The organism is Streptomyces sp. NPDC001156 (assembly GCF_053598275.1).
In genome coordinates this window covers 84,155-106,427 of sequence record NZ_JBSFJX010000015.1, presented here as the reverse complement: position 1 = coordinate 106,427, position 22,273 = coordinate 84,155, and the positions used below count along the sequence as shown (strand labels likewise).

Genomic DNA, 22,273 nt, shown 5'->3' with positions numbered 1-22,273 from the left:
CAGGGTGGGGCGTACGACGACGACCACGACACGGCGACAGGGTCCTGTCGCCGACGACCAGGACTGTAGGAACGCATGAACCGACCTAGACGCACGACGGTCGCCACTGCCAGCGCCGTCGTGCTCGCCACCGCGGGCGGTCTGCTCATCGCAGCCCCCCAGCCTCCGCCGCCGTGACCTGCACATCGCCCGTCTTCAAGCGGACGTTCTACGCGAACACCGCCTTCTCCGGTGCTCCCAAGCGCACGGACTGCGATTCCGTGATCGACGAGAACTGGGGCACCGGCGCCCCCGCCACCGGACTGCCGAAGGACAACTTCGGCGTCCGCTGGACCGTGACGAGGGACTTCGGCTCCGGTGGCCCCTTCACCTTCACCGCCTCCTCCCGCGACGGCATCCGCATATACCTCGACGGCGTCCGCAAGATCGACATGTGGAAGAACGTCGCCAGCACCGTCACCAAGACCGTCAACATGACCATCCCCTCGGGCAAACACAGCCTCCGCGTCGACTTCGTCAACTGGACCGGCTCCGCCAACGTCAAGTTCGGCTACTCCCCCCGCACTTCGGCTGCCGTCGACAAGGTCAAGCCCCTCGTCCCGACCGAGGCGACCGCCACTTACAGCGCGAAGACCACGTCCACGACGGTCAGCTGGGCCAAGAACAAGGAGATGGACCTCGCCGGCTACCGCGTCTACCGGCGTCTGAAGGGCACCTCCTTCCCCACGAAGCCGATCGCGACCACGACGTCCACCCCGTACACCGACACGACCGTCCCCAAGGACGGCTACGTCTACTACTACGAGGTCCGCGCCTACGACAAGGCCGGCAATGCCTCGTCCGGCACCGCCGACGTCGGCATCACCACCCTCGACCGCATCGCCCCCGCTGCCCCGAAGGGCGTCGAGGACAACTGGGCCGTCGGCTTCCCCACCACGGTCACCCTCTATTGGAACGGCAACACGGAGCCGGACCTCGCCGGCTACCGCGTGTACCGCTCGACGTCCTCCCCGGTCGCCCTCACCCCCGAGAACCGGCTGACCGGCGACACGTTGTCCGGCGGCGGTTACCGCGGGCCCCTGCCGCAGACCGGCGACAACTACTACTACGTCGTCACCGCCGTCGACACGCACGGCAACGAGTCGACGGCCTCAGGCACGGCGACGTACTACACCCTCGACCTGACGGGCCCGGTGGACACCGCCCTCAACGCGCGAGCCACAGAGGGAGAGGCGGGCGTCACGCTGACCTGGGACGCCTCCGAGCGAACCAGCGACGACTTCGCGGGCTACTCGATCTACCGATCGAGCAACCCGCGCACCGCCGGGGGCGAGCACGAAATCGTCGGCGAGAAAGTGACGGGCACCTCCTTCACCGACCCCGCCCCGACGCCTGGCGCCACGTACTACTACTGGGTGGTCGCCGAGGACCGCGAAGGAAACCAGGGCGCCCCGTCCCAGGACGTCGCCGTCACCGCCGTCGGCAACACGACCGCCCCTGCCGCGGTCACCGGTCTTGCCGCCATCCCGAAGGAGAACGGCGTCACCCTCTCCTGGGACTCGAGCAACGCGCCTGGCCTCGACCACTACATCGTGCTGCGCGGGACCCTCGTCGACGGGCAGTGGACGTACAAGCCGGTGCTGCACCCCGCGTTCCTGCAGCCGTGGGAGATCACGGCAACGACCTTCCACGACGCCGTACCCGCCGACGGGCAGCAGGTGCGCTACAGCGTCGTCGCCGTCGACCAGTACGGCAACCAGCTCACCCCGGACACCGGGGCGACCGTCACCGACGTCACCGAGCTGGACCTCCGGCCCACCGCCCCGCCCGCAACCGGCGGACCGCTGTTCGTTGGCACCGACACCAACGACTCGATCAGCTGGTACCTCACCAGCGACCGGAACGAGGACGGCAGCCCAGTCTCGGGCTTCGCCATCCACCGCTGGAACCGGCAAACCGGGACGTTCGACCTGGTCGGCACGGAGCCACGGGGCGACACCACCAGTTGGAGTTGGTGGGACAGGACACAGCCGGCCGCCACCACCGTGTACTACCGCGTCACGGTCCTCTACGCGGACGGCACCACCTCGGGCGCGTTCGAGGCCGTCGCCGTGACCGACTGAGCACTCCCGCCGAGCGCACCGGTACAGGCGGTCGATGCCACGCAGGGGACTGGAAGCCGAGCTTCCAGTCCTGCACCACGGCGTCAGCTTTCCCCGCACTCAGCAACGGCTCGGTCATGAGCCGCAGTTGCGGGGGCAGGGCCTCTGGGTGTGGGCATGTTCGTGGTGCCGTCTTTCGGCTGGATCAAGGGGGTTGTGGTGGTTCCGGGGGTGGAGATCGCGGTGGGGTATGTGTTCGCCTGGCTGGCCCGGAAGGCCCAGCGGGTGGCGGGGCGGGCGGATGCCGAGGTCGACCGGGGGCTGGATGCGGGGATGGACCGGCTGCACGACTTGGTCAGCCGACAACTCGGCCAGGATCCGGCGCTCCTACGAGCTGCGGAGGAGGCCAGTGAGGGCCGGGAAGTGCTCTCGGAGCGCACCCAGCGGCGGCTGACGGATTCTCTGGAGGATGCCGCCGAGCGGGATGCGGGCTTCGCCGAGGCCCTAGCGAACCTAGTGGAGGAACTGCTGGCCGCTGCGGCTTCCGGGAGTGCGGGTGGCGGGGTGTCGGCGTCCGGGGACGGGCAGGCCGTCGGCGGGAATGCGGAGATCCGTGCCGAGGGCGGGTCGGCGGCCGCCCTGCGGATGGGGGACGTGACGATCGGGGCGGCGCCAAACCCCTCGCAGCCGGGTCCGGACAAGGGCTGACCGCACCCGGCGCCACTCCCGGCCCACGACCCACCGGCCCGTACGCCTCCGCCCACCTCTCGCAGGTCATCGCGGGCGGTGGCAGTATCGCTGCCGGGTTCGTCGCCGGTGAGATCCACCAGCACCGGCACGAGCATGCCGGGCCGCGCACGCAAGCGTCGTGGCCGCACCAGGTCGGGGTGATCCCGCCGCGGGCGGACTGCTTCCAGAACCGGGCCGAAGCGGCCCGCCTGCGCCAGGCGAGGTGTGGGCGGAAGCCCGCGCGCGTGCTCTCACACCTACTCAATGCGCGTCGCTGTTGGCGAAGCGTCCATATGATCTTCGCCACGCCGCCGCGTCCACGTGGCTCAGCTCTGGGGTGGAACCGCAGGAGGTGGCCGCACGCGCTGGCCACAGCGTGGCGGTGCTGTTCCGGGTGTACGCGAAGTGCCTGGACGGCGGCGCCGCCACAGCGAACGCCCGAATCGAGCGGGCACTGAAGAACGGCAGCTAGGAGGTTGGAAGCTGCCCCACGCCTGCCCCACACGGACTGGTCAGCACCCGAATCAGAGCGAGACACACTGGGAAAAGCACCCATAGCGACCATGCCGTGCTCGTGAACACCGAAAGGGTCCGCGATCAACATTGCTGCTGGTCGCAGACCCTTTCGGTCTTGTGGCGGCGCCAGGATTCGAACCTGGGAAGGCTGAGCCGGCAGATTTACAGTCTGCTCCCTTTGGCCGCTCGGGCACACCGCCAAGGATTGCTGCTTCGGAGCCGTTTTTCGCGGTGGCCCCTGGCAACGACGTAAACGATACCTGATGCACAGGGGTGCTTCGCCACCCGATAGATCGGCGCTCGGAGGGGGCGGGTGGCTAGGCTTAGCCGGATGCGGCCCGGATCGATGCCGGGCCAGGCGGCCGCGCTCCCGCACGCCTGCACGTACCCCGATCCATCCCGATACAAGGAGCCACAGGACATGGCCGACTCCAGTTTCGACATCGTCTCGAAGGTCGAGCGGCAGGAGGTCGACAACGCCCTCAACCAGGCCGCCAAGGAGATCTCGCAGCGCTACGACTTCAAGAACGTCGGCGCCTCGATCTCCTGGTCCGGCGACAAGATCCTGATGCAGGCCAACTCCGAGGACCGGGTGAACGCCATCCTCGACGTCTTCCAGTCGAAGCTGGTCAAGCGCGGGGTCTCCCTCAAGTCCCTGGACGCCGGCGAACCGCAGCTTTCGGGCAAGGAGTACAAGATCTTCGCGTCGATCGAGGAGGGCATCTCCCAGGACAACGCGAAGAAGGTGGCGAAGATCATCCGCGACGAGGGCCCGAAGGGCATCAAGGCACAGGTGCAGGGCGAGGAGCTGCGCGTCAGCTCGAAGAGCCGCGATGACCTCCAGGCCGTGATCGCCCTCCTGAAGGGCAAGGACTTCGACTTCGCTCTGCAGTTCGTGAACTACAGGTAGGTCGCCCGTCGGCCAGTGAGGACGGTACGAGATATGAGAAGGGTGGGCGCCCGGACCGGGCGCCCACCCTTCTCTGCTGCCGACTGCGGCGTGGGGCGGTGCTCAGCGCCGTGAGTCACCGAACAGAAGACGGTAGATGATCAGCAGCACCAGCGAGCCGCCGATCGCGGCCGCCCAGGTGGCGCCGTCATAGAACTGCTTGGTGATCGGGTGGTGCAGCCAGCGCGCGGAGATCCAGCCGCCGATGAAGGCACCCGCGACGCCGATGAGAGTGGTGCCGATGAAGCCGCCGGGGTCCTTGCCCGGCAGCAGGAACTTGGCGATGGCCCCTGCCAACAGCCCCAGAATGATCCAGCTGACAATGCCCATGCCCTGAACCCTGCCTTCCCGCGCTGCGCCTGTGCTGTGCTCCTGCTCCGGCCAGGCCGTGTTCATGCGTTGCGCTGCTCGTCCTGTTGTCGGTCTCGCTCGATCTTGCGTTCGCGCGGGCCCGTCGTCGGGGAGGACGCCTCGCCGAGTCCGCCGGTTGCAGGCATCAGTATGGTTCGCCCCATGACACAGTCCAGGGCACAGCAGCCCGGTGGCGTGGGGTTGCGCCGGACCCTCGGGGTCGGGGACGCCGTGGTCATCGGGCTCGGTTCGATGATCGGCGCCGGGATCTTCGCAGCCCTGGCTCCGGCGGCAGACGCGGCCGGTTCCGCCCTACTGATCGGGCTGGCCGTGGCCGCCGTGGTCGCCTATTGCAACGCGACCTCCTCCGCCCGGCTGGCCGCCCTCTATCCCGCCTCGGGCGGCACCTATGTATACGGGCGGGAGCGGCTCGGTGCGTTCTGGGGGTATCTGGCCGGCTGGTCGTTCGTCGTCGGGAAAACCGCTTCCTGCGCGGCGATGGCACTCACCGTGGGTGCGTACGTCTGGCCTGGACAGGCGCACGCTGTGGCCGTGGCGGCCGTCGTCGCGCTGACCGCCGTGAACTACGGCGGCATGCAGAAGTCGGCCCTGTTGACGCGTGTGATCGTTGCGGTGGTCCTGGCGGTCCTCGCTTGCGTGGTCGTCGTGTGTCTCGGTTCCGGGGCTGCCGATGCCGCACGGCTGGATGTCGGCCGCTCCGGTGGTGCCGGTGGCTTGCTGCAGGCCGCCGGGCTGCTGTTCTTCGCGTTCGCCGGATACGCGCGAATCGCCACCCTCGGGGAGGAGGTGCGGGACCCGGCGCGCACCATCCCGCGCGCGATCCCGCTCGCCCTGGGCATCACCCTCGTGGTGTACGCGGCGGTGGCTGTCTCCGTCCTTTCCGTGCTCGGCGCGGATCGACTCGGGCATGCGGCGGCACCGCTGGCGGACGCGGTGCGGGCAGCGGGCGTACCCGCTCTCGCGCCGGTGGTACGGGTGGGCGCCGCAGTGGCCGCGCTGGGCTCGCTGCTGGCGCTCATCCTGGGTGTCTCGCGGACGACGCTGGCCATGGCGCGCGACCGGCACCTGCCGGGCGCGCTGGCGGCCGTGCATCCGCGCTTCCAGGTGCCGCACCGGGCGGAGTTGACCATCGGTGCCGTGGTGGCCGCGCTCGCCGCGACGGTGGACGTGCGGGGCGCGATCGGTTTCTCCTCCTTCGGGGTGCTGGTGTACTACGCCATCGCCAACGCCTCTGCCTGGACGCTCGATTCGTCGCCGGCTTCGCGCATCGCACCCGCCGTCGGGCTGCTGGGGTGCCTCACACTGGCGTTCGCACTGCCGGGGGTCTCGGTGGTCGTGGGCGCGGGCGTGGGGTGCCTGGGGGTGCTGGTGTACGGCGTACGACGCTGGGTGGCCGCGCGCTAGCCACCAGCCGGGGTTTCAGTGCACTGCCGCTGTCGCGCCGACGGTCGGCCGTGAAGCCCGCGACGCTATGCCCGTACGTATCGTCAATTCCGGCCTCCGCGGCAGATCCGTGCCGTCTGTGGACTTCTCGATGGGCGCGGGGAGCAAGAGCCGGCCCTGCGTGCGGGAGTCGCGGGCCCGTTTCGCCCCCTGTCCGGCAACTGCTCGGTCTCGGTCATGGGTTCATGATGCAGGGCGCGGCGTGACGGTGGGGCGGCCTGTGGATAACCCCGGTCTCAGCCGTCCGGGGCCGGGGGAAGTGGCCTTGCCTCGCCGACCGGGCAGCCCTTGGCCACCCGGCCAAACGATGCCTCAGTGCCCCTGCCGAGGCAGTTCCGCCCTGGACCCGGGCGGGCCATCGACCCGCCGGTCAGCGCGGCGCGAAGGGTTCGTCCGTGCGCACGATCTCCCGGCCCAGGGGGAGCAGCGAGACCGGGATGAGCTTGAAGTTGGCGATGCCGAACGGGACGCCGATGATCGTGAGACACAGAGCGATGCCCGTGACGATGTGGGCGAGGGCAAGCCACCAGCCCGCCAGGATCAGCCACAGCACGTTGCCGATGCAGGAGGGGGCTCCCGCGTCGCGGCGCTCGACCGTCGTATAGCCGAAGGGCCACAGCGCGTACACGCCGATACGGAAGGCCGCGATACCGAACGGGATGCCGATGATGGTGACGCAGAGCAGCACGCCCGCCAGCAGGTATCCGAGGAACAGCCAGAAGCCGCTCAGTACGAGCCAGATGACGTTCAGGATTGTCCTCATCGGCGACGCCCTGCCAGCTGCTCGAGCCGGGCGATGCGCTCCGCCATCGGCGGGTGTGTGGAGAACATCTTTGCGAGTCCCTGGCCCGGACGGAAGGGATTCGCGATCATCATGTGGCTCGCTGTCTCGATGCGCGGCTCGGGCGGCAGCGGAAGCTGCTTGGTGCCCACCTCCAGCTTGCGCAGGGCGCTGGCCAGGGCGAGGGGGTCGCCGGTCAGCTGGGCGCCGGAGGCGTCCGCCTCGTACTCCCTGGAGCGGCTGATGGCCAACTGGATGAGGGTCGCGGCGAGCGGACCCAGGATCATGATCAGCAGCAGTCCGAGAATGCCCGGGCCGTCGTCGTCGTCCGAACGGCCGACCGGGATCAGCCAGGCGAAGTTCACCAAGAACATGATCACCGAGGCGAGGGCGCCGGCGACCGACGAGATCAGGATGTCGCGGTTGTAGACGTGGCTCAGCTCGTGCCCGATGACGCCGCGCAGTTCGCGCTCGTCGAGGAGACGGAGGATGCCGTCGGTGCAGCACACGGCTGCGTTGCGCGGGTTGCGGCCGGTCGCGAAGGCGTTGGGGGCTTCCGTCGGTGAGATGTAGAGGCGGGGCATGGGCTGGCGGGCCTGGTTGGAGAGCTCGCGGACCATGCGGTACAGCGCGGGGGCCTCGAACTCGCTCACCGGGCGCGCGCGCATCGCGCGTAGAGCCAGCTTGTCGCTGTTCCAGTACGCGTAGGCGTTCGTGCCGATGGCGATGAGGAGCGCGACGATCAGGCCCGTACGGCCGAAGAAGCTGCCGATGACGATGATGAGTGCGGACAGTCCCCCGAGGAGTACTGCCGTCCTGAGCCCGTTGTGCCGGCGGTGCACGGTACGCCCTCCAAGTGGTGCGGCAGGGGAACCCTTTTGTCTGCGGATGTTGTTGACTCCACTTCTCAGTGGACCCTCCTGCACTGGTCAACGCCAGGCGGACAGCTCAAGTTCCCTTGTGCGTGCAGCGGCACACGTAGGCCGTCCGGGTGACGATTGCGGCTCCTGCACGCGCGCTTACGTGACGCCGTGCGGCACATGCGTGGTTTGCGCCCCTCGTCAGAAGAGGACAGTGGCCGAGAAACGCAGCACCAACTCGGGGGCTCCCGACAGGACGACGCCCGCGACGGCGGTCAGGCCGATGGCGGCCGAGAGCGGGGCCGGGACCCGGTGCTTCTCGGGCTCCCCCTCGGGGGCGCGGAAGAGCAGGGCCGTCCACTGGAGGTAGTAGAACAGCGCGATCACCACGTTCACGGCCATGACCACGGCGAGCCAGCCCAGCCCCGCGTCGACGGCCGCGGAGAAGACGGTGACCTTCGCGAACAGGCCGATGATGCCTGGTGGGAGCCCGGCCAGGCAGAGCAGGAAGAAGGCCAGAAGAAGCGCGGTCAGGGGGTTCGACGTGTACAGGCCGCGGTAGTCGGTGAGGCGATTGAGCGTCCTTGTACGGCCCACGAGGGCGGCGACGGCGAACGCACCCAGGTTCACCACCGCGTACATCAGGGCGTAGGCCACGGTGGAGCCGATCGGCTTCTGGGCGTCCTTGGCGTAGGCGGCCGCTGCGATCGGCACCAGGAGGTATCCGGCCTGGCCGACAGAGGACCAGGCGAGCAGGCGTACGGCGCTGTACGCGCGCGTGGCCTGCTGCCGGAGGGCGCCGACGTTGCCGACGGTCATGGTGAGCGCCGCCAGGACGGCGAGTACCGGGCCCCAGACGTCGGAGTACGAGGGGAGGGCCACGACAGTGATGAGGATGATGCCGGAGAAGCCGACCGCCTTGCCGACGACCGACAGGTAGGCGGCGACCGGCAGGGGCGCACCGACGTAGGTGTCGGGCACCCAGAAGTGGAACGGGACGGCGGCCGTCTTGAAGGCGAAGCCGACCAGGGTGAGGACCACGCCCGTCTGGGCGAGCGTGTGCAGTTGACCGTCGACGTGCTGGATGCGCTCGGCCACCTGGGTGAGGTAGAGGGTGCCCGTTGCTGCGTACACGAAGCTGATGCCCATGAGGCTCACCGCGGTCGCGGTGACGGAGGACAGGAAGAACTTCAGGGCCGCTTCGGAGGACCTCTTGTCGCCGTACCGGATGCCGACCAGGGCGAACGCCGGCAGTGAGGCGACCTCCAGGGCGACGATGAGGGTCGCGAGGTCCCGCGAGGCGGGCAGCAGGGCGGCGCCGGCCGCCGAGGACAGCAGCAGGAACCAGAATTCCCCTTCGGGCAGCTGCCTCTTGGCGTCCTTCAGGGCGGTGACGGTCAGGAGAGCCGCGAGCAGGGCACCGCCGAGCACGAGGAACTGGATGACCAGGGTGAAACGGTCCGCCGTGTAGCTGCACACATGGGGGTCGCCCGTCAGGCAGAAGGTGGCGCGGTCGCCGTCCAGCAGAGGCAGCAGCATGAGCGCGGCAGCGGCGAGTCCGGCGACGGAGACCCAGCCGAGGAGCGCCTTCCGCTGCTCGCCCAGGAACAGGTCGGCGACGAGGACGACGAGCGCGACGACGGCCGCGATGGTCGGCGGGGCGATCGCCAGCCAGTCGACGGACTGGACGAGGGAGCTCATCGGGTGCCTCCTGCGAGGAGCTGCTGCACGGCCGGGTCCGTCAGGCCGAGAAGGGCCCTGGGCCACAGGCCCGCCACGACGGTGAGGGCGACGAGCGGTGTCCACGCCGCGAATTCGTAGGCGTGGACGTCGGCGAGCCTAGGCGCCCCCTCCGGTGCCGCGCCCATGCACACACGGCGTACCACGATGAGCATGTACGCGGCAGTGAGCAGCGTGCCGAACGCAGCGATCGCCATGAAGGTGAGGAAGGCAGGGCGGCTGAGGTCGGCGGCGGGCTTGAAAGCACCGAACATCGCCAGCATCTCGCCCCAGAACCCGGCCAGGCCGGGCAGGCCGAGCGAGGCGACGGCACCGAAGGCGAGCAGCCCGCCGAGGCGGGGCGCCTTGCCGTAGAGGGCGGCGCCGGTCTCCTGGGCGAGGGTGTCGAGGTCGGTGCTGCCGGTGCGGTCTTTCAGCGCGCCGACCAGGAAGAAGAGGAGGCCGGTGATGAGGCCGTGGGCGATGTTGGCGAACAGCGCGCCGTTCACCCCGGTCGGGGTGGTCGTGGCGATGCCGAGCAGCACGAACCCCATGTGCCCGACGGAGGAGTAGGCGATGAGCCGCTTGAGGTCGCCCTTCGCGCCCCGCTTGGCGAGAGCGAGGCAGGCCAGGGATCCGTAGATGATCCCGACGACGGCGAAGGCGGCGAGGTAGGGCGCGAAGGTGTGGAATCCCTGTGGTGCGATCGGCAGCAGGATGCGCACGAACCCGTACGTGCCCATCTTCAGCAGGACACCGGCCAGCAGGACCGAGCCGACGGTCGGGGCGGAGGTGTGGGCGTCGGGCAGCCAGCTGTGCAGCGGCCACATCGGCGCCTTCACGGCGAGTCCGATCCCGATCGCCAAAACGGCGATGACCTGCACGGATACGGTGAGTGACCGGCCGTTGTCAGTGGCGAGTGCCACCATGTCGAACGTGCCCGCCTTGAGTCCGATCAGGAGCAGGCCGAGCAGCATCACGACGGAGCCGAGCAGCGTGAAGAGGATGAACCTCCAGGCGGCCCGGGTCCGTCCCTCGCCGCCCCAGCGGGCGATGAGGAAGTACATCGGGATGAGGACCATCTCGAACGCGAGGAAGAACAGCAGCAGGTCGAGGACGGCGAAGGTCGCGAGGGTGCCGGACTCGAGGACGAGCAGCAGTGCGACGAAGGCCTTCGGGGACGGGCCCGAGGGCATCTTGAAGTAGGAGTACAGCGCGCAGAGGAAGGTCAGCAGCGCGGTCAGGACCAGAAGGGGGAGCGAGATGCCGTCGATGCCGAGGTGGATCCGTACGTCGAGTGCGGGGATCCAGCTGATGTCGGTCGTGGCCTGCATCTTCGACGGGTGGTCGTGGTCGAAGCCGAGCGCCAGGACGATCACCGCGATGAGGACGGCGCCGGTGACCGTCACGCCGTGCCTCAGCACGGCCTGGTCGGGCGACTTGCCCTTCAGCCCGGGCGGGACCGGCAGAAGGGCGGCGAGCGCGCCGATGAGCGGCACGACGACGATGAATGCCAGAAGGAACTGCATCACGGACTCGCTGATATCGATCACGCCGGCTCACGCTCCCGTGGCGACTAGGAGGGCGGCCACCACCAGGACGACGGTGCCGGCGAGCAGCGCGCTCACATAGGTCTGCACATTGCCCGTCTGGGCGCGTCGTACAGCGGCCCCGAGCAGCCGGGGCAGTGCGCCGGCGCCGCGTACGTAGGTCTCGACGACCTCGCGGTCGAGGAACCGGACGAGTGCCGCTCCGGCCTGGACCGGACGGACGAAGAGCAGGTTGTACACGGCGTCCAGGTGGAAGCCGACGGCCGCGTGGCGGTGCAGCGGGCCGAGCAGTAGGCGGCCGGGGTCGGCCGGGTCCGGTGCGTAGGCCACATCGCCGTAGGCGGGGAGGTGGCTGGCGATGGCTTCGGCCTCCACCAGACCGGCGTCCGCCTCGGGGTGGGCCGCCACCGCGCCGAGCGGGACACGCCCCGCGAGCGCGGTGGTGTGCCGCCAGGCGCTGTACGTCATGAGTCCGCCCACCAGAGCGAGGCCCGTGCCGAGGACGGCAGTGGTGAGCGTCGGGGTCAGGGAGCGGCCGTCGAACCAGTCGGGCAGCAGCCTGTACACGAGTCCGAACGCCAGCGAGGGCACCGCGAGTACCCACAACACGGCGTTCATGACGAGGGGCTGCCTTCCGTGGTCGGGAGCCTCGGCGCCGTGGCCGCGGAAGGCGAGCAGCCACAGACGGGTCGCGTACGCGGCGGTCAGCAGGGCGGTGACGAGACCGGTGACGAGGACGATCCAGCCGGCCGCGACAGGTGCGTGCTCGGTGTGGCCGGTGGCGACGTGCTCGGCCGCGCCGAGGACGGTCTCCTTGGAGAAGAAGCCGGCGAACGGCGGGATCGCGGCGAGCGCGAGGAGCGCCACGGTCATCGTCCAGTAGGCGTCGGGGACGCGCAGGCGCAGGTCCTTCATACGGGACATGGCGGCCAGCGAGTTGGTGCCGGCTGCGTGGATGATCACGCCGGCGGCGAGGAACAGCAGCGCCTTGAAGGCGCCGTGGGCGAGGAGGTGGAAGACGGCGGCACTGCGGTCGCCGACGGCGAGGGCTCCGGTCATATAGCCCAGCTGGCCGATCGTGGAGTACGCGAGAACGCGTTTGATGTCGTCCTGGGCGAGGGCGGCGAGCGCCGAGCCGGCCATGGTGACCGCGGCCATGACGGCGAGGACGAGCATCGCGGCCAAGGAGGCCTCGAAGACCGGGAGGAGACGGGCGATGAAGTAGACACCGGCGGCGACCATGGTCGCGGCGTGGATCAGCGCGGAGACGGGGGTCGGGCCCGCCATCGCGTCGGGGAGCCAGGTGTGCAGCGGGAACTGCGCCGACTTGCCGGCCACGCCGGCCAGCAGCAGCAGCGCGACCAGGGTTGGGTGATGCAGTCCGCCGCCCGCGACGGTGCCGAGTACGCGTGTGATGCGGAAGGAGCCGGCGTCGGTGCCCAGCGCGAACAGACCGATCAGGAAGGGGATGTCGCCGAGCTTGGTGACCAGGAAGGCCTTGATGGAGGCGGCCCGGGCCTCCGGGGTCTCCCAGTAGTGGCCGACCAGGAAGTAGGAGCAGATGCCCATGATTTCCCAGCCCACCAGCAGCACGATCAGATCGCCCGAGTAGACGACCAGGAGCATCGCTGAGGTGAACAGGGAGACGAGAGCGGCGTAGGAGGGGTAACGCGGGTCGTCCCGCAGGTAGCCCGTCGAGTAGATCTGCACGCACGAGGCGACGACGCCGACCAGGACGGCGACGAGGGCGGCGAATCCGTCGATGTTCAGGGCCAGCTCGATCGGGACCGAGCCGGTGGGCGTGAGCTCGGTGGCGGACTCGATGGTCGCGCCACCGCCTTGGCGCGCAGCGATCAGCACAGCCAGCGCCAGGGACGCGAGGCTGGGCAGGACGGCGATCGGGCGGACGAAGCCCGGGGCCGTGCGGCCGAACAGCAGGCCTGCCGCGGCGCCCAGGAACGGAAGAAGGGGGACGAGGACGGCGAGGGTGGTCGTGGTCACGCGGTGGCCTCAGCCTTCTCAGCCGCGGGGGGTTCGCTTTCGGGGCCCTCGGCGGTGTCGCGGAGTCTGTCGATGTCCGAGGTGCCGCGGTTGCGGTAGACGGCGAGAACGATCGCCAGGCCGATGCCGATCTCGGCGGCGGCGATGGCGATGGTGAACAGAGTCAGGGCTTGGCCGGAGTGCAGCGTTTCCCGGGCTGTCCTGCTCAGCCAGACGTCGAAGGCGACCAGGTTGAGGTTGACGGCGTTGAGCATCAGCTCGACCGACATCAGGACCAGGATCGCGTTGCGCCGGGCGAGGACGCCGTACAGGCCCGTCGAGAAGAGGAGGGCGGAGAGTACGGCGGGATAGGCGAGGTGCATCAGCGGACGCCCTCCTTCTCGCTCTGGCTGCCGGGGACGGTCGCGGTGCTCGTGGTGGCGGCTGCCTTGTCCGCCTTCGACTTGCGGGACAGGACGATCGCGCCCACGAGAGCGGCGAGAAGGAGGACGGAGAGGGCCTCGAAGGGGAGGACCCAGTTCTGGAACAGGCTGGCGCCCGTGACCTTGGTGGAGCCGGAGGCGGCCGCGCCGAGGTCGATCCAGGTCGTGCGGAAGGCGTCGACGACCACCCACACCAGAGCGGCCGCGGCGGCGACCGCCACGGTGAGGGCGGCCCAACGATTGCCCGAGTCGGCGTCCGGGGAGCGGCCGATGGGGGCTTTGGTGAGCATCAGACCGAACAGAAGGAGGACGACGACGGAGCCGACGTAGATGAGTACCTGCATCCACGCGATGAACTCGGCGGTGAGCAGGAGGTATTCGACGGCGAGTCCGCCGAGGGTCACCACCAGCCACAGGGCGGCATGCACCAGCTGCCTGGTGGTGACCGTGACGAGCGCGGCGCCGAAGGTGACCAAGCCGACGAGCAGGAAAGCGATCTCGACGCCGGTCGGGGAGAGGAAGCCGTGCGTCTGGGTGGCGGCCGTGGTCACCGCCGCGATGGCAAGGCTCACGACTCTCCTCCCTGCGGACCGGCAGGCTCAGTCGGCTCGGCCTGTACGGCGGCGAGCTTCTCGGCGGTCTTGCGGGCGGCGGCGAGCTCCTTGGGTTCCTCGGCGCCAGGATCGAGGGCGGGCGGGGCGGGCACGGTCCACATCCACTCACGGAGCTTGTCACGCTCGTGGGTGAGGTCGCGGATGTCGGTCTCGGCGTATTCGAACTCCGGGGACCAGAACAGGGCGTCGAAGGGGCAGACCTCGATGCAGATACCGCAGTACATGCAGAGGGAGAAGTCGATGGCGAAGCGGTCGAGCACGTTGCGGCTGCGCTCACGGCCGCCGGGGGCCGCGGCCGGGATCGTCTCCTTGTGGGAGTCGATGTAGATGCACCAGTCCGGGCATTCGCGGGCGCAGAGCATGCAGACCGTGCAGTTCTCCTCGAACAGCCCGATGACGCCGCGGCTGCGAGGCGGGAGGGCGGGCCGGGCGTCCGGGTACTGCTGGGTGACCGTCTTCTTCGTCATCGTGCGCAGGGTGACGGCCAGGCCCTTGGCGAGACCGGAGCCGGGAATCGACAGCCGGGACCGCCCGGACGGCGTCGTCGAGGAACCCTGGCCGGGCGACGGGCGGGACATCAGGAGATCACCACCTTGACGATGCCGGTGAGGGCGATCTGGGCGAGAGAGAGGGGGACGAGGAGCGTCCAGGAGAACTTCTGGAGCTGGTCCTCGCGCAGACGGGGATAGGTGACGCGCAGCCAGATGACGACGAAGGCGAGGATCGCGGTCTTGAGGAGCGTCCACAGCCAGCCGAGGCCACCGGCGCCCCAGGGGCCGTGCCATCCGCCGAGGAAGAGGACGGTGGTCAGGCCGCACAGGACGATGATTCCGGCGTACTCGGCGAGGAGAAACAGGGCGAATCGCAGGCCGGTGTACTCGGTGTAGGCGCCGAAGATGATCTCGGAGTCGGCGACGGGCATGTCGAAGGGCGGGCGTTGCAGTTCGGCGAGGCCGGCCACGAAGAAGACGAGCGCGCCGACGAGCTGCCAGGGCACCCACCACCACTCGAAGGCGTCGACGATGCCGGGGAGCGAGACGGTGCCCGCCGCCATCGCCACCGAGGCGGCGGCGAGCAGCATCGGGAGTTCGTAGGCGAGGAGCTGGGCGGCGGTGCGGAGGCCGCCGAGAAGGGAGTACTTGTTGGCGGAGGCCCAGCCGGCCATGAGCGAGCCGAGGACGCCGACGCCCATGACGGCCAGCACGAAGAAGATGCCCGCGTCGACGACCTGACCGACGGCGCCCTCGCCGGGGCCTATGGGGATGACGAGGAGGATCAGGAGGTACGGGAGCAGGGCGACGGCGGGGGCCAGCTGGAAGATGCGTCGGTCCGCACCCGCCGGGACGACGTCCTCCTTCTGCGCGAACTTCACACCGTCGGCGACGAGCTGTGCCCAGCCGTGGAATCCGCCCGCGTACATCGGGCCGAGGCGTCCTTGCATATGGGCCATGACCTTGTGTTCCGTCTGACCGATGATCAGCGGGAAGGTGAGGAAGACGACGAACACGACGAGAAGCCGCAGGGCGACGTCCAGAGCGCCGTTCACTGCGTGCCTCCTGAGGGATCGTCGGGGGTGCGGGGTTCGTCGCGGGTCGGGGGCTCAGGACGACGGGCGTCCTCGGGACGTTCCTCGCTCCCGGTCGCCTCAGCAGTCTCGGCCGTCTCGGCCGTCTCGGCTGCTTCCGGTTCGGCTTGCGGTTCGCCCTCCGTTTCGGCCGGCGGTCCGGCCTCCGCCTTGGCCGGAGGTTCGGCGGCGGACTCGGACTCGGGCTCGTCGAAAGCCGGGCGGGCGTGGTGCCAAGGAGCGTCGGAGCTGCGCGACCCAGCCGGGCGCCCCGCGGCTGTGTCCTCCGATTCCGGGGCAACGGCACGTTGGGAGGCGGAACTCTCGGACGCGCTGCGCGCACGCCGGGCACCGGCGGTCGGAGCCGCAGAAGCCTCCCCACCCCCCGTACCTTCCGCACGCTGCGAAGCCGAACCCTCCGACGCACTCCGCGCACGCCGGACACCCGCCGGCGGAGCCGCAGACCCGGTGGCCGGCTCCGCGCCGCGTTGCGAGGCCGAGCCCTGCGACGCACTCCGCGCGCGGCGGGGCGCGCCGGACGTCTCCCCGGGCTCGCTCGTGGCCGGAGTAGCCGGAGCCTGGCTCGCCGAGCCCTCCGCTGCCGTGCGGGCGCGGCGGACCGGGCGTTCGCCGGCCGCGCGCCCTGCGGCCCGGGCCGGGCGGGCGGGAGCCGGGGGAAGCTGGCCCTTGAGCGGGCCCCACTCGTTCGGATCGGGGACGCCCGGGGGCAGCATCTGGCGCCGCTTCGGGCCGCCGTGCTCCGACTCGCCCGGTTCCTTGGCTCCCGGCCAGGCCTTCGCGACCCGGGCGGCCAGGACGAAGTCCTTGCGCAGGGGGTGGCCCTCGAAGGTCTCCGGCAGAAGCAGGTGCTCCAGGGCCGGGTGGCCCTCGAAGAGGACGCCGAACATCTCGTGCGTCTCGCGCTCGTGCCAGGCCGCGCCCGCGTACACGTCCACGGCGGAGGGCAGAACCGGTGCCTCGTGCGGGACGGTCGTCCGCAGCAACAGCCGCCGTACCGGGGACAGGGCGACGACGTGCGCCGAGACGCGGAAGCCCGTGCCCGGTTCGTCGACCGCGCTCAGCCAGTCGAAGTAGGTACAGCCGAGCTCGTCACGGGCGGTGCGCAGCGCGGGGATCCAGGCCGACGGGGGTACGTCCACCGTCAGGACCTCGTACGACTGCTCCGCCGTGGCCTCGGTGCCGAACAGTTCCTCGGCGGGCGCTGGCAGCCAGCCGGCCGCGGTCATCACACGCCCCCCTCACTGGTGGCATCGGTGGCACCGCTGAGCGGCGGACGTACGAGCCCGCTCTGCAGCGCGGCCACGGACGCCCGCGGAGCCGCGGCGCCGTACCGCTCCCCCAACGACTCGCGCGCGATCTTCTCCTGGAGTTTGAGGATGCCCTGGAGAAGCGCCTCGGGGCGCGGCGGACAGCCGGGGACGTACACATCGACCGGGATGATCTGGTCGACGCCCTTCGTGACGGAGTACGAGTCCCAGTAGGGGCCGCCGCAGTTCGAGCACGCGCCGAAGGAGATCACGTACTTCGGCTCGGGCATCTGCTCGTACAGGCGTTTGACGGCCGGGGCCATCTTGTCCGTGACCGTTCCGGACACCACCATCAGGTCGGCCTGGCGAGGACCGGGGGCGAACGGGATCACACCGAGCCGGATGAAGTCGTGGCGGGCCATCGACGCCGCGATGAACTCGATCGCGCAGCAGGCGAGGCCGAAGTTGAAGACCCACAGGGAGTACCGGCGGCCCCAGTTCAGGACCACCTTCATCGGCTCGGGGGCGAGACGGGACAGCACGCCGAGCCTCGCGTTGCCTTCGGCGGGGAGGACCCCGGGCTCCGGCAGCAGCACCGGCTCGGGAGCCGACGGGATGGAGGGGTTCACGTCCATGCCAGGACCCCCTTCTTGTATGCGTACAGCAGGCCCACGGTCAGGAAGCCGAGGAAGATGAACATCTCCACGAGCGTCGTCGCACCGTAGCCGGGGGCGGCGAAGACCGTCGCCCAAGGGAACAGGAAGATCGAGTCGACGGCGAAGATCACGTACAGAAACGCGTAGACGTAGTAGCGGACCTGTGTGTGGGCCCAGCCCTCGCCGACGGGGTCGACGCCGCACTCGTAGGTCAGCAGCTTCTCGGGCGTGGGCACGACCGGGCGCAGCAGACGGCCCGCGCCGAAGGCGACGGCCACGAAGAGCACGCCCACGACGGCGAGCAGCCCGACGACGGAATAGGACTGGAAGTAGCCCGCCGCGACGACGTTTCCGGCGCTTCTGGTTCCCGCCGTGGAAACGTTCCCCGCGATTCCGGTGCTCACGGTCTTCGCCATGACGGCGATGGCGGTCGGATCCGACACGTCAGCCCCTCACTCCCTGACCTCGTGACCCTGGCGAACCATGTGTTCGACGTTCTGTACGCACGGGAGTCTAGGCCCTGCTAAAGAGAGGGTAAGCAGCCCGTCGTGCTCGGGATAGGCCGGTACTCCTCGTGCGGCTCCGCTCACGTACCCCTGGTGCGGCCTGCGCTCACTCTGAGGCGGTCCCGCCGGGGTGGGGTTTGCCCCACCACACGGCGGCGGTCCGCCTCATGGCGTCATGACGCTCCGGGTTGGCAGGCTGGTGTTCATGACCGAAAAAGGCCGGAAGATGCGCCGGAAATGCCGGGAGATATGACCGAACCCCTCACGAGCCGCGACGCCGGGGACGACGAGCGCCCACCGCCGCGCTTCGCTCTGGACGGATACACCTGGCGGGAGATCGCGCATCTGCTCGCGAACCTGCCGATGGCGCTCGTCGGCTTCACGTACGTGGTAACGGTGCTGTCCACAGGGGCGGGGCTGACGGCGACCGTGATCGGCCTGCCGCTGCTGGCAGCCGGGCTCATGGGCGCGCGGCAGCTGGGCAAGGCGGAGCGGGCGCGGGCCAGGGCGCTGCTCGGGGTGCGGGTGGAGGAGCCGAGTCCGCTGCCGTTGCGCCGGGGCGGCGGGGTGATGCAGCGGCTGTGGATGGCCCTGAAGGACCCGGTGGGCTGGCGGACGATGCTGTACGACTTCATCCGGCTGCCCTGGGGGATCGCGACCTTCACGGTGACGCTCGTGTCGCTGTTCCTCCTCTGGCCGGTCCTGCCGTTCATCGCGCGGGGGCTGACGAACGTGGACCGGGCGATGGTGCGGGGGCTTCTGTCGCCCTCGGACGAACTGGAACGGCGCATCGCGGAACTGGAGTCCGACCGCGGGGTGGTCGTGGACACCGCGGCGGCGGATCTGCGCCGTATCGAACGCGACCTGCACGACGGGGCGCAGGCCCGGCTGGTGAACCTGGCGATGGGACTCGGTCTGGCCAAGGAGAAGTTGCTCGAGGACCCGGACGCGGCGGCGGCGATGGTCGCCGAGGCGCACGGCGAGGTGAAGCTCGCGCTGCAGGAACTGCGGGACCTCGCCCGCGGCATCCATCCCGCAGTGCTCACCGACCGGGGTCTGGACGCGGCGCTCTCGGCGGTCGCCACGCGGTGCACCGTCCCCGTGAAGGTGACCGTCGACCTGGAGACGAGGCCGGCCGCGGCGATCGAGGGCATCGCCTACTTCACGGTCTCCGAACTGCTGCAGAACATCAGCAAGCACAGTGGGGCGAGGACCGCCTCCGTCGAGGTCTGGCGGGCTGACCAGCGGCTGATGATGCAGGTGAGGGACGACGGCCGCGGTGGCGCCCGCCTCGACGGCGGCAGTGGAATGGCGGGGCTCGCGGAGCGGCTGGGCGCGGTCGACGGCCTGTTCGTCGTCGACTCGCCGCTGGGCGGTCCTACGGTCGTCACGGCGGAGCTTCCGTGGCGGGACCGGGGCGACGAGACACGTCAGCGGTAGCGGGCACGCGGAAGGGGTTTCGGGAGCGGTAGTACGCGGGGGCGTACTACCGCTCCCGCATGACGACCGCTCCCGTACCAGGGAGCGATCGGGGCAGGGGCGCGCGTCCGGCCTTCTTCCTTCCACCTCTACTTGCTGCTTCTACGAGGTCTTCCGACCACCCGTATCCGCGTGAAGTGCAGGGTGGGGAAAACCCCCGCTTGAAGACGCCGACCCGCTCCATGGCCTGGCCGGCGCGGAAACAGCAGGGTGGACGTACGAAACAGCGCGGGCCGAAAGAGCGGCCGCGGCGGGGTGCACGACGAGGAGAACGGACGAGCCGATGGCCACGCAGTACGGGCAGGGGTACGCAGACTGGGATGGCCCTGGGTCCCAAGGTGCCGGGGGGCGGCGGCACCGGCTTCCGGTCGCGCTGCGGGCGCCGATCGAGCGGCGCGCGTGGGGTGAGCTCTGCTACCTGCTGCTGAGCCTGCCGCTCGGGATCGCGATGTTCACGTACAGCGTCACGATGTTCTCGCTCGGGGCGGGACTGCTGGTGACCTTCCTCGGGATCCCGGTACTCGCGGCGGCGCTCGCGGGGTGCCGGGGCTTCGGGATACTCGAGCGGGCGCGGGCACGGGGCCTGCTGGGGCTGGAGGTGGCCGAACCGGAGCCGCTGTCGCCCAAGGGGCGCGGGGCGATGGCCTGGATGGGGGCGATGCTCAAGAGCGGGACGTCGTGGCGGCACATGCTGTACACGGTGCTGCAGTTCCCGTGGGCGGTGTTCTCGTTCACCGTGGGGGTGACCCTGTGGGTGACCGGCTGGGGCATGCTGACCTATCCGCTGTGGTTCTGGGTGTTCCCGGCGTACGCCGGCCAGGGCGGGATTCAGCTGTACGGCGACGAGGCGCACCACGTCTACCTCGACAACCCGTTCGAGATCACGGTGACCGCCCTGGTCGGGCTGTTGTTCACGCTGGCCACGCCGTGGATCGTGCGGGGTCTGACAACCGTGGACCGGCTGCTGGTGCACGGTCTGCTCGGACCGTCGCGACTGGCGACGCGCGTGGTGGAGCTGGAGTCGGACCGCGGGGTGGTGGTCGACACGGCGGCGGCTGATCTGCGGCGCATCGAGCGGGATCTGCACGACGGGGCGCAGGCGCGGCTGGTGGCGCTGGCCATGGATCTGGGGCTGGCGAAGGAGAAGCTGACGGAGGATCCGCATGCGGCGGCGCGGATGGTGGACGAGGCGCACGGTGAGGTGAAGACGGCGCTGCAGGAACTGCGGGACCTCGCCCGTGGGATCCACCCGGCGGTGCTGACGGACCGGGGTCTGGACGCGGCGCTGTCGGCGGTGGCCTCGCGGTGCACGGTTCCGGTGCGGGTGGAGGTCGACTTGCCGTCGCGGCCGGCGCCGGCGATCGAGGGGATCGCGTACTTCACGGTGTCGGAGCTGTTGCAGAACATCAGCAAGCACGCCCAGGCGTCACGGGCCACGGTGGACGTCTGGCGGGTGGAGGACCGGCTGCTGCTGCAGGTGACGGACGACGGGCTGGGGGGTGCGGACGCCTCCGCCGGTTCGGGGCTGGCCGGGCTGGCCGGTCGCCTCGACGCGGTGGACGGGATTCTCGTGGTGGATTCCCCGCCCGGGGGGCCGACCCGGATCACCGCCGAACTGCCCTGGCGGTCGGCCTGACCGTCCAGGCACCGCCGCGGCACACCGCCCCCTGTTCGTTCGTCCGAACGGGGGGCTCGGCCGTGGGGGAACAGGACGTGCGCGGGCGCCGCGCCGCCTTCGCGCACGCCCTCCTTCCGCCTGCTTGCCGCTCACGCCCCCGGCCGGCGGAAAGAACACGCCCGGCCAGTCTGTCCACAGGCCCGGTGAGGAAGCGCGGACGGCGAGATACTGAGGGTGCCGAGGGGCGGCGGGACCAGAGGCCGCCCGGGACACCACCGGACGCACAGGACGCGCGGCCGAAAACTGAAGGCGCGGGGGCCGAGGATCGTGGAGGACAGGGTGCGGGTGGTCATCGCCGAGGATTCAGTGCTGCTCAGAGAGGGCCTGACCCGGCTGCTGACCGACCGCGGGCATGAGGTCGTCGCCGGTGTCGGGGACGGGGACGCACTGATCAAGACCATCACCGAGTTGGCGGACCGCGGCGAGCTGCCCGATGTCGTCGTCGCCGACGTGCGGATGCCGCCCACCCATACGGACGAGGGGGTCCGGGCGGCGGTCCAGCTGCGCAAGGTGCATCCGGGGCTGGGCGTACTGGTTCTGTCCCAGTACGTCGAGGAGCGGTATGCGACCGAGCTGCTGGCTGGTTCCAGCCGTGGAGTCGGTTATCTGCTCAAGGACCGGGTCGCCGAGGTGCGCGAGTTCGTGGACGCCGTGGTGCGGGTGGCCAAGGGGGGCACCGCACTGGATCCGGAGGTCGTCGCACAGCTGCTCGGACGCAGCCGCAAGCAGGACGTGCTCGCGGCGCTCACCCCGCGCGAGCGTGAGGTCCTGGGGCTGATGGCCGAGGGGCGGACGAACTCCGCGATAGCCCGGCAGCTCGTCGTGAGCGACGGAGCGGTCGAGAAGCACGTGAGCAACATCTTCCTGAAGCTCGGCCTGTCGCAGAGTGACGGGGATCACCGGCGTGTTCTGGCCGTCCTCACCTACCTCAATTCCTGATCGACTGACACTGTTTCAGACAGCGGGGCTCCGGCGGCACGCTCGGGTCCGGCGTTCCGCCGGTCCGCGCCGGCCGCCCCGCGAGTCGGCGCGCCGAGTACGCCAGAAGCACCGGAAACCAAAGG

At 70.0% G+C, this 22,273-nt stretch carries 19 protein-coding genes, 1 tRNA gene and 2 pseudogenes; 8 read left to right on the top strand and 14 right to left on the bottom strand.

All coding sequences use genetic code 11. The features are described 5' to 3' along the window. Positions 1-75: 75 nt before the first annotated feature. The 3 genes and pseudogenes from ACWDA7_RS11130 to ACWDA7_RS11120 form a co-directional block, all read left to right on the top strand. A pseudogene (locus tag ACWDA7_RS11130) lies at positions 76-2,123 on the top strand (PA14 domain-containing protein). Between the two features lie 156 nt (positions 2,124-2,279). After that, on the top strand, positions 2,280-2,810 hold the full coding sequence (locus ACWDA7_RS11125; RefSeq protein WP_450603837.1) for a hypothetical protein: 531 nt from the start codon (positions 2,280-2,282) through the stop codon (positions 2,808-2,810). Positions 2,811-3,048: 238 nt separating this feature from the next. Further along, a pseudogene (locus tag ACWDA7_RS11120) lies at positions 3,049-3,303 on the top strand (site-specific integrase); the annotation flags it as partial. 162 nt (positions 3,304-3,465) lie between these two features. On the opposite strand, the gene ACWDA7_RS11115 reads toward ACWDA7_RS11120, so the two are convergent. Continuing rightward, positions 3,466-3,547 (bottom strand) — tRNA-Tyr (locus ACWDA7_RS11115). Between the two features lie 221 nt (positions 3,548-3,768). Between ACWDA7_RS11115 and ACWDA7_RS11110 the strand changes: the two genes are divergently transcribed. Beyond that, positions 3,769-4,257, top strand: a complete 489-nt coding sequence (locus ACWDA7_RS11110; RefSeq protein WP_359411109.1) for a YajQ family cyclic di-GMP-binding protein — start codon at positions 3,769-3,771, stop codon at positions 4,255-4,257. Between the two features lie 102 nt (positions 4,258-4,359). Here the strand turns inward: ACWDA7_RS11110 and ACWDA7_RS11105 are convergent, their stop codons facing one another. Further along, positions 4,360-4,626 carry a GlsB/YeaQ/YmgE family stress response membrane protein gene (locus ACWDA7_RS11105; protein WP_359411111.1) on the bottom strand — a complete coding sequence of 89 codons (267 nt, stop codon included), beginning with the start codon at positions 4,624-4,626 and terminating at the stop codon, positions 4,360-4,362. Between the two features lie 183 nt (positions 4,627-4,809). On the opposite strand from ACWDA7_RS11105, the gene ACWDA7_RS11100 reads away from it, so the two are divergent. Beyond that, complete coding sequence (locus ACWDA7_RS11100) at positions 4,810-6,072, top strand: APC family permease (protein ID WP_450603836.1); 1,263 nt, start codon at positions 4,810-4,812, stop codon at positions 6,070-6,072. A 409-nt stretch (positions 6,073-6,481) separates the two neighbouring features. Here ACWDA7_RS11100 and ACWDA7_RS11095 read toward each other — a convergent pair whose 3' ends face one another. From ACWDA7_RS11095 to ACWDA7_RS11040, 12 genes are all read right to left on the bottom strand, one after another. Then, a complete protein-coding gene (locus tag ACWDA7_RS11095) occupies positions 6,482-6,874 on the bottom strand; it encodes a YccF domain-containing protein (protein WP_450603835.1) in 393 nt (130 codons plus the stop codon). Further along, on the bottom strand, positions 6,871-7,734 hold the full coding sequence (gene htpX / locus ACWDA7_RS11090) for a zinc metalloprotease HtpX (protein WP_450603834.1): 864 nt from the start codon (positions 7,732-7,734) through the stop codon (positions 6,871-6,873). Before htpX ends, ACWDA7_RS11095 begins: the two co-directional genes overlap by 4 nt. Positions 7,735-7,953: 219 nt before the next feature. Then, positions 7,954-9,453: an NADH-quinone oxidoreductase subunit N gene (locus tag ACWDA7_RS11085; RefSeq protein ID WP_450603833.1), complete on the bottom strand. Its 1,500-nt coding sequence runs from the start codon at positions 9,451-9,453 to the stop codon at positions 7,954-7,956. After that, a complete protein-coding gene (locus ACWDA7_RS11080; RefSeq protein ID WP_450603832.1) occupies positions 9,450-11,024 on the bottom strand; it encodes an NADH-quinone oxidoreductase subunit M in 1,575 nt (524 codons plus the stop codon). Before ACWDA7_RS11080 ends, ACWDA7_RS11085 begins: the two co-directional genes overlap by 4 nt. Before the next feature lie 6 nt (positions 11,025-11,030). After that, positions 11,031-13,022 (bottom strand): NADH-quinone oxidoreductase subunit 5 family protein, encoded by a 1,992-nt coding sequence (locus ACWDA7_RS11075; RefSeq protein WP_450603831.1) that lies wholly within the window; start codon positions 13,020-13,022, stop codon positions 11,031-11,033. After that, entirely contained in the window at positions 13,019-13,384 is a 366-nt protein-coding gene (gene nuoK, locus ACWDA7_RS11070; protein WP_450603829.1) for an NADH-quinone oxidoreductase subunit NuoK, read from the bottom strand. Before nuoK ends, ACWDA7_RS11075 begins: the two co-directional genes overlap by 4 nt. Beyond that, positions 13,384-14,016: an NADH-quinone oxidoreductase subunit J family protein gene (locus ACWDA7_RS11065; RefSeq protein WP_450603827.1), complete on the bottom strand. Its 633-nt coding sequence runs from the start codon at positions 14,014-14,016 to the stop codon at positions 13,384-13,386. Before ACWDA7_RS11065 ends, nuoK begins: the two co-directional genes overlap by 1 nt. After that, positions 14,013-14,525 carry a 4Fe-4S binding protein gene (locus ACWDA7_RS11060; RefSeq protein ID WP_450603845.1) on the bottom strand — a complete coding sequence of 171 codons (513 nt, stop codon included), beginning with the start codon at positions 14,523-14,525 and terminating at the stop codon, positions 14,013-14,015. Before ACWDA7_RS11060 ends, ACWDA7_RS11065 begins: the two co-directional genes overlap by 4 nt. A gap of 110 nt (positions 14,526-14,635) precedes the next feature. After that, on the bottom strand, positions 14,636-15,604 hold the full coding sequence (locus ACWDA7_RS11055; RefSeq protein ID WP_450603825.1) for a complex I subunit 1/NuoH family protein: 969 nt from the start codon (positions 15,602-15,604) through the stop codon (positions 14,636-14,638). Continuing rightward, the gene (locus tag ACWDA7_RS11050; protein ID WP_450603823.1) at positions 15,601-16,869 is read right to left on the bottom strand and encodes an NADH-quinone oxidoreductase subunit C; all 1,269 of its coding nucleotides are present in this window, start codon (positions 16,867-16,869) and stop codon (positions 15,601-15,603) included. The genes ACWDA7_RS11055 and ACWDA7_RS11050 overlap by 4 nt, the downstream gene beginning before the upstream one ends. Further along, positions 16,869-17,525, bottom strand: a complete 657-nt coding sequence (locus tag ACWDA7_RS11045) for an NADH-quinone oxidoreductase subunit B (RefSeq protein ID WP_450603822.1) — start codon at positions 17,523-17,525, stop codon at positions 16,869-16,871. The genes ACWDA7_RS11050 and ACWDA7_RS11045 overlap by 1 nt, the downstream gene beginning before the upstream one ends. After that, on the bottom strand, positions 17,516-17,962 hold the full coding sequence (locus ACWDA7_RS11040; RefSeq protein WP_450603844.1) for an NADH-quinone oxidoreductase subunit A: 447 nt from the start codon (positions 17,960-17,962) through the stop codon (positions 17,516-17,518). The genes ACWDA7_RS11045 and ACWDA7_RS11040 overlap by 10 nt, the downstream gene beginning before the upstream one ends. Positions 17,963-18,301: 339 nt before the next feature. Here ACWDA7_RS11040 and ACWDA7_RS11035 point away from each other — a divergent pair, with 339 nt between their 5' ends. The 3 genes from ACWDA7_RS11035 to ACWDA7_RS11025 all read left to right on the top strand — a co-directional run bounded on the left by ACWDA7_RS11035 (position 18,302) and on the right by ACWDA7_RS11025 (position 22,148). Beyond that, entirely contained in the window at positions 18,302-19,492 is a 1,191-nt protein-coding gene (locus tag ACWDA7_RS11035) for a sensor histidine kinase (protein ID WP_450603820.1), read from the top strand. 322 nt (positions 19,493-19,814) lie between these two features. Next, positions 19,815-21,167: a sensor histidine kinase gene (locus ACWDA7_RS11030; protein WP_450603818.1), complete on the top strand. Its 1,353-nt coding sequence runs from the start codon at positions 19,815-19,817 to the stop codon at positions 21,165-21,167. A gap of 321 nt (positions 21,168-21,488) precedes the next feature. Continuing rightward, positions 21,489-22,148 (top strand): response regulator transcription factor, encoded by a 660-nt coding sequence (locus tag ACWDA7_RS11025; protein WP_359395325.1) that lies wholly within the window; start codon positions 21,489-21,491, stop codon positions 22,146-22,148. The last annotated feature ends 125 nt before the right edge of the window (positions 22,149-22,273 follow it).

Excerpts from the sequence above, each read along its gene's own strand:
- ACWDA7_RS11125 (WP_450603837.1), top strand. The coding sequence starts at position 2,280 with ATGTTCGTGGTGCCGTCTTTCGGCTGGATCAAGGGGGTTGTGGTGGTT.
- ACWDA7_RS11110 (WP_359411109.1), top strand. The coding sequence starts at position 3,769 with ATGGCCGACTCCAGTTTCGACATCGTCTCGAAGGTCGAGCGGCAGGAG.
- ACWDA7_RS11105 (WP_359411111.1), bottom strand. The coding sequence starts at position 4,626 with ATGGGCATTGTCAGCTGGATCATTCTGGGGCTGTTGGCAGGGGCCATC.
- ACWDA7_RS11100 (WP_450603836.1), top strand. The coding sequence starts at position 4,810 with ATGACACAGTCCAGGGCACAGCAGCCCGGTGGCGTGGGGTTGCGCCGG.
- ACWDA7_RS11095 (WP_450603835.1), bottom strand. The coding sequence starts at position 6,874 with ATGAGGACAATCCTGAACGTCATCTGGCTCGTACTGAGCGGCTTCTGG.
- ACWDA7_RS11085 (WP_450603833.1), bottom strand. The coding sequence starts at position 9,453 with ATGAGCTCCCTCGTCCAGTCCGTCGACTGGCTGGCGATCGCCCCGCCG.
- nuoK (WP_450603829.1), bottom strand. The coding sequence starts at position 13,384 with ATGCACCTCGCCTATCCCGCCGTACTCTCCGCCCTCCTCTTCTCGACG.
- ACWDA7_RS11060 (WP_450603845.1), bottom strand. The coding sequence starts at position 14,525 with ATGACGAAGAAGACGGTCACCCAGCAGTACCCGGACGCCCGGCCCGCC.
- ACWDA7_RS11050 (WP_450603823.1), bottom strand. The coding sequence starts at position 16,869 with ATGACCGCGGCCGGCTGGCTGCCAGCGCCCGCCGAGGAACTGTTCGGC.
- ACWDA7_RS11045 (WP_450603822.1), bottom strand. The coding sequence starts at position 17,525 with ATGGACGTGAACCCCTCCATCCCGTCGGCTCCCGAGCCGGTGCTGCTG.
- ACWDA7_RS11040 (WP_450603844.1), bottom strand. The coding sequence starts at position 17,962 with ATGGCGAAGACCGTGAGCACCGGAATCGCGGGGAACGTTTCCACGGCG.
- ACWDA7_RS11035 (WP_450603820.1), top strand. The coding sequence starts at position 18,302 with ATGACCGAACCCCTCACGAGCCGCGACGCCGGGGACGACGAGCGCCCA.
- ACWDA7_RS11030 (WP_450603818.1), top strand. The coding sequence starts at position 19,815 with ATGGCCACGCAGTACGGGCAGGGGTACGCAGACTGGGATGGCCCTGGG.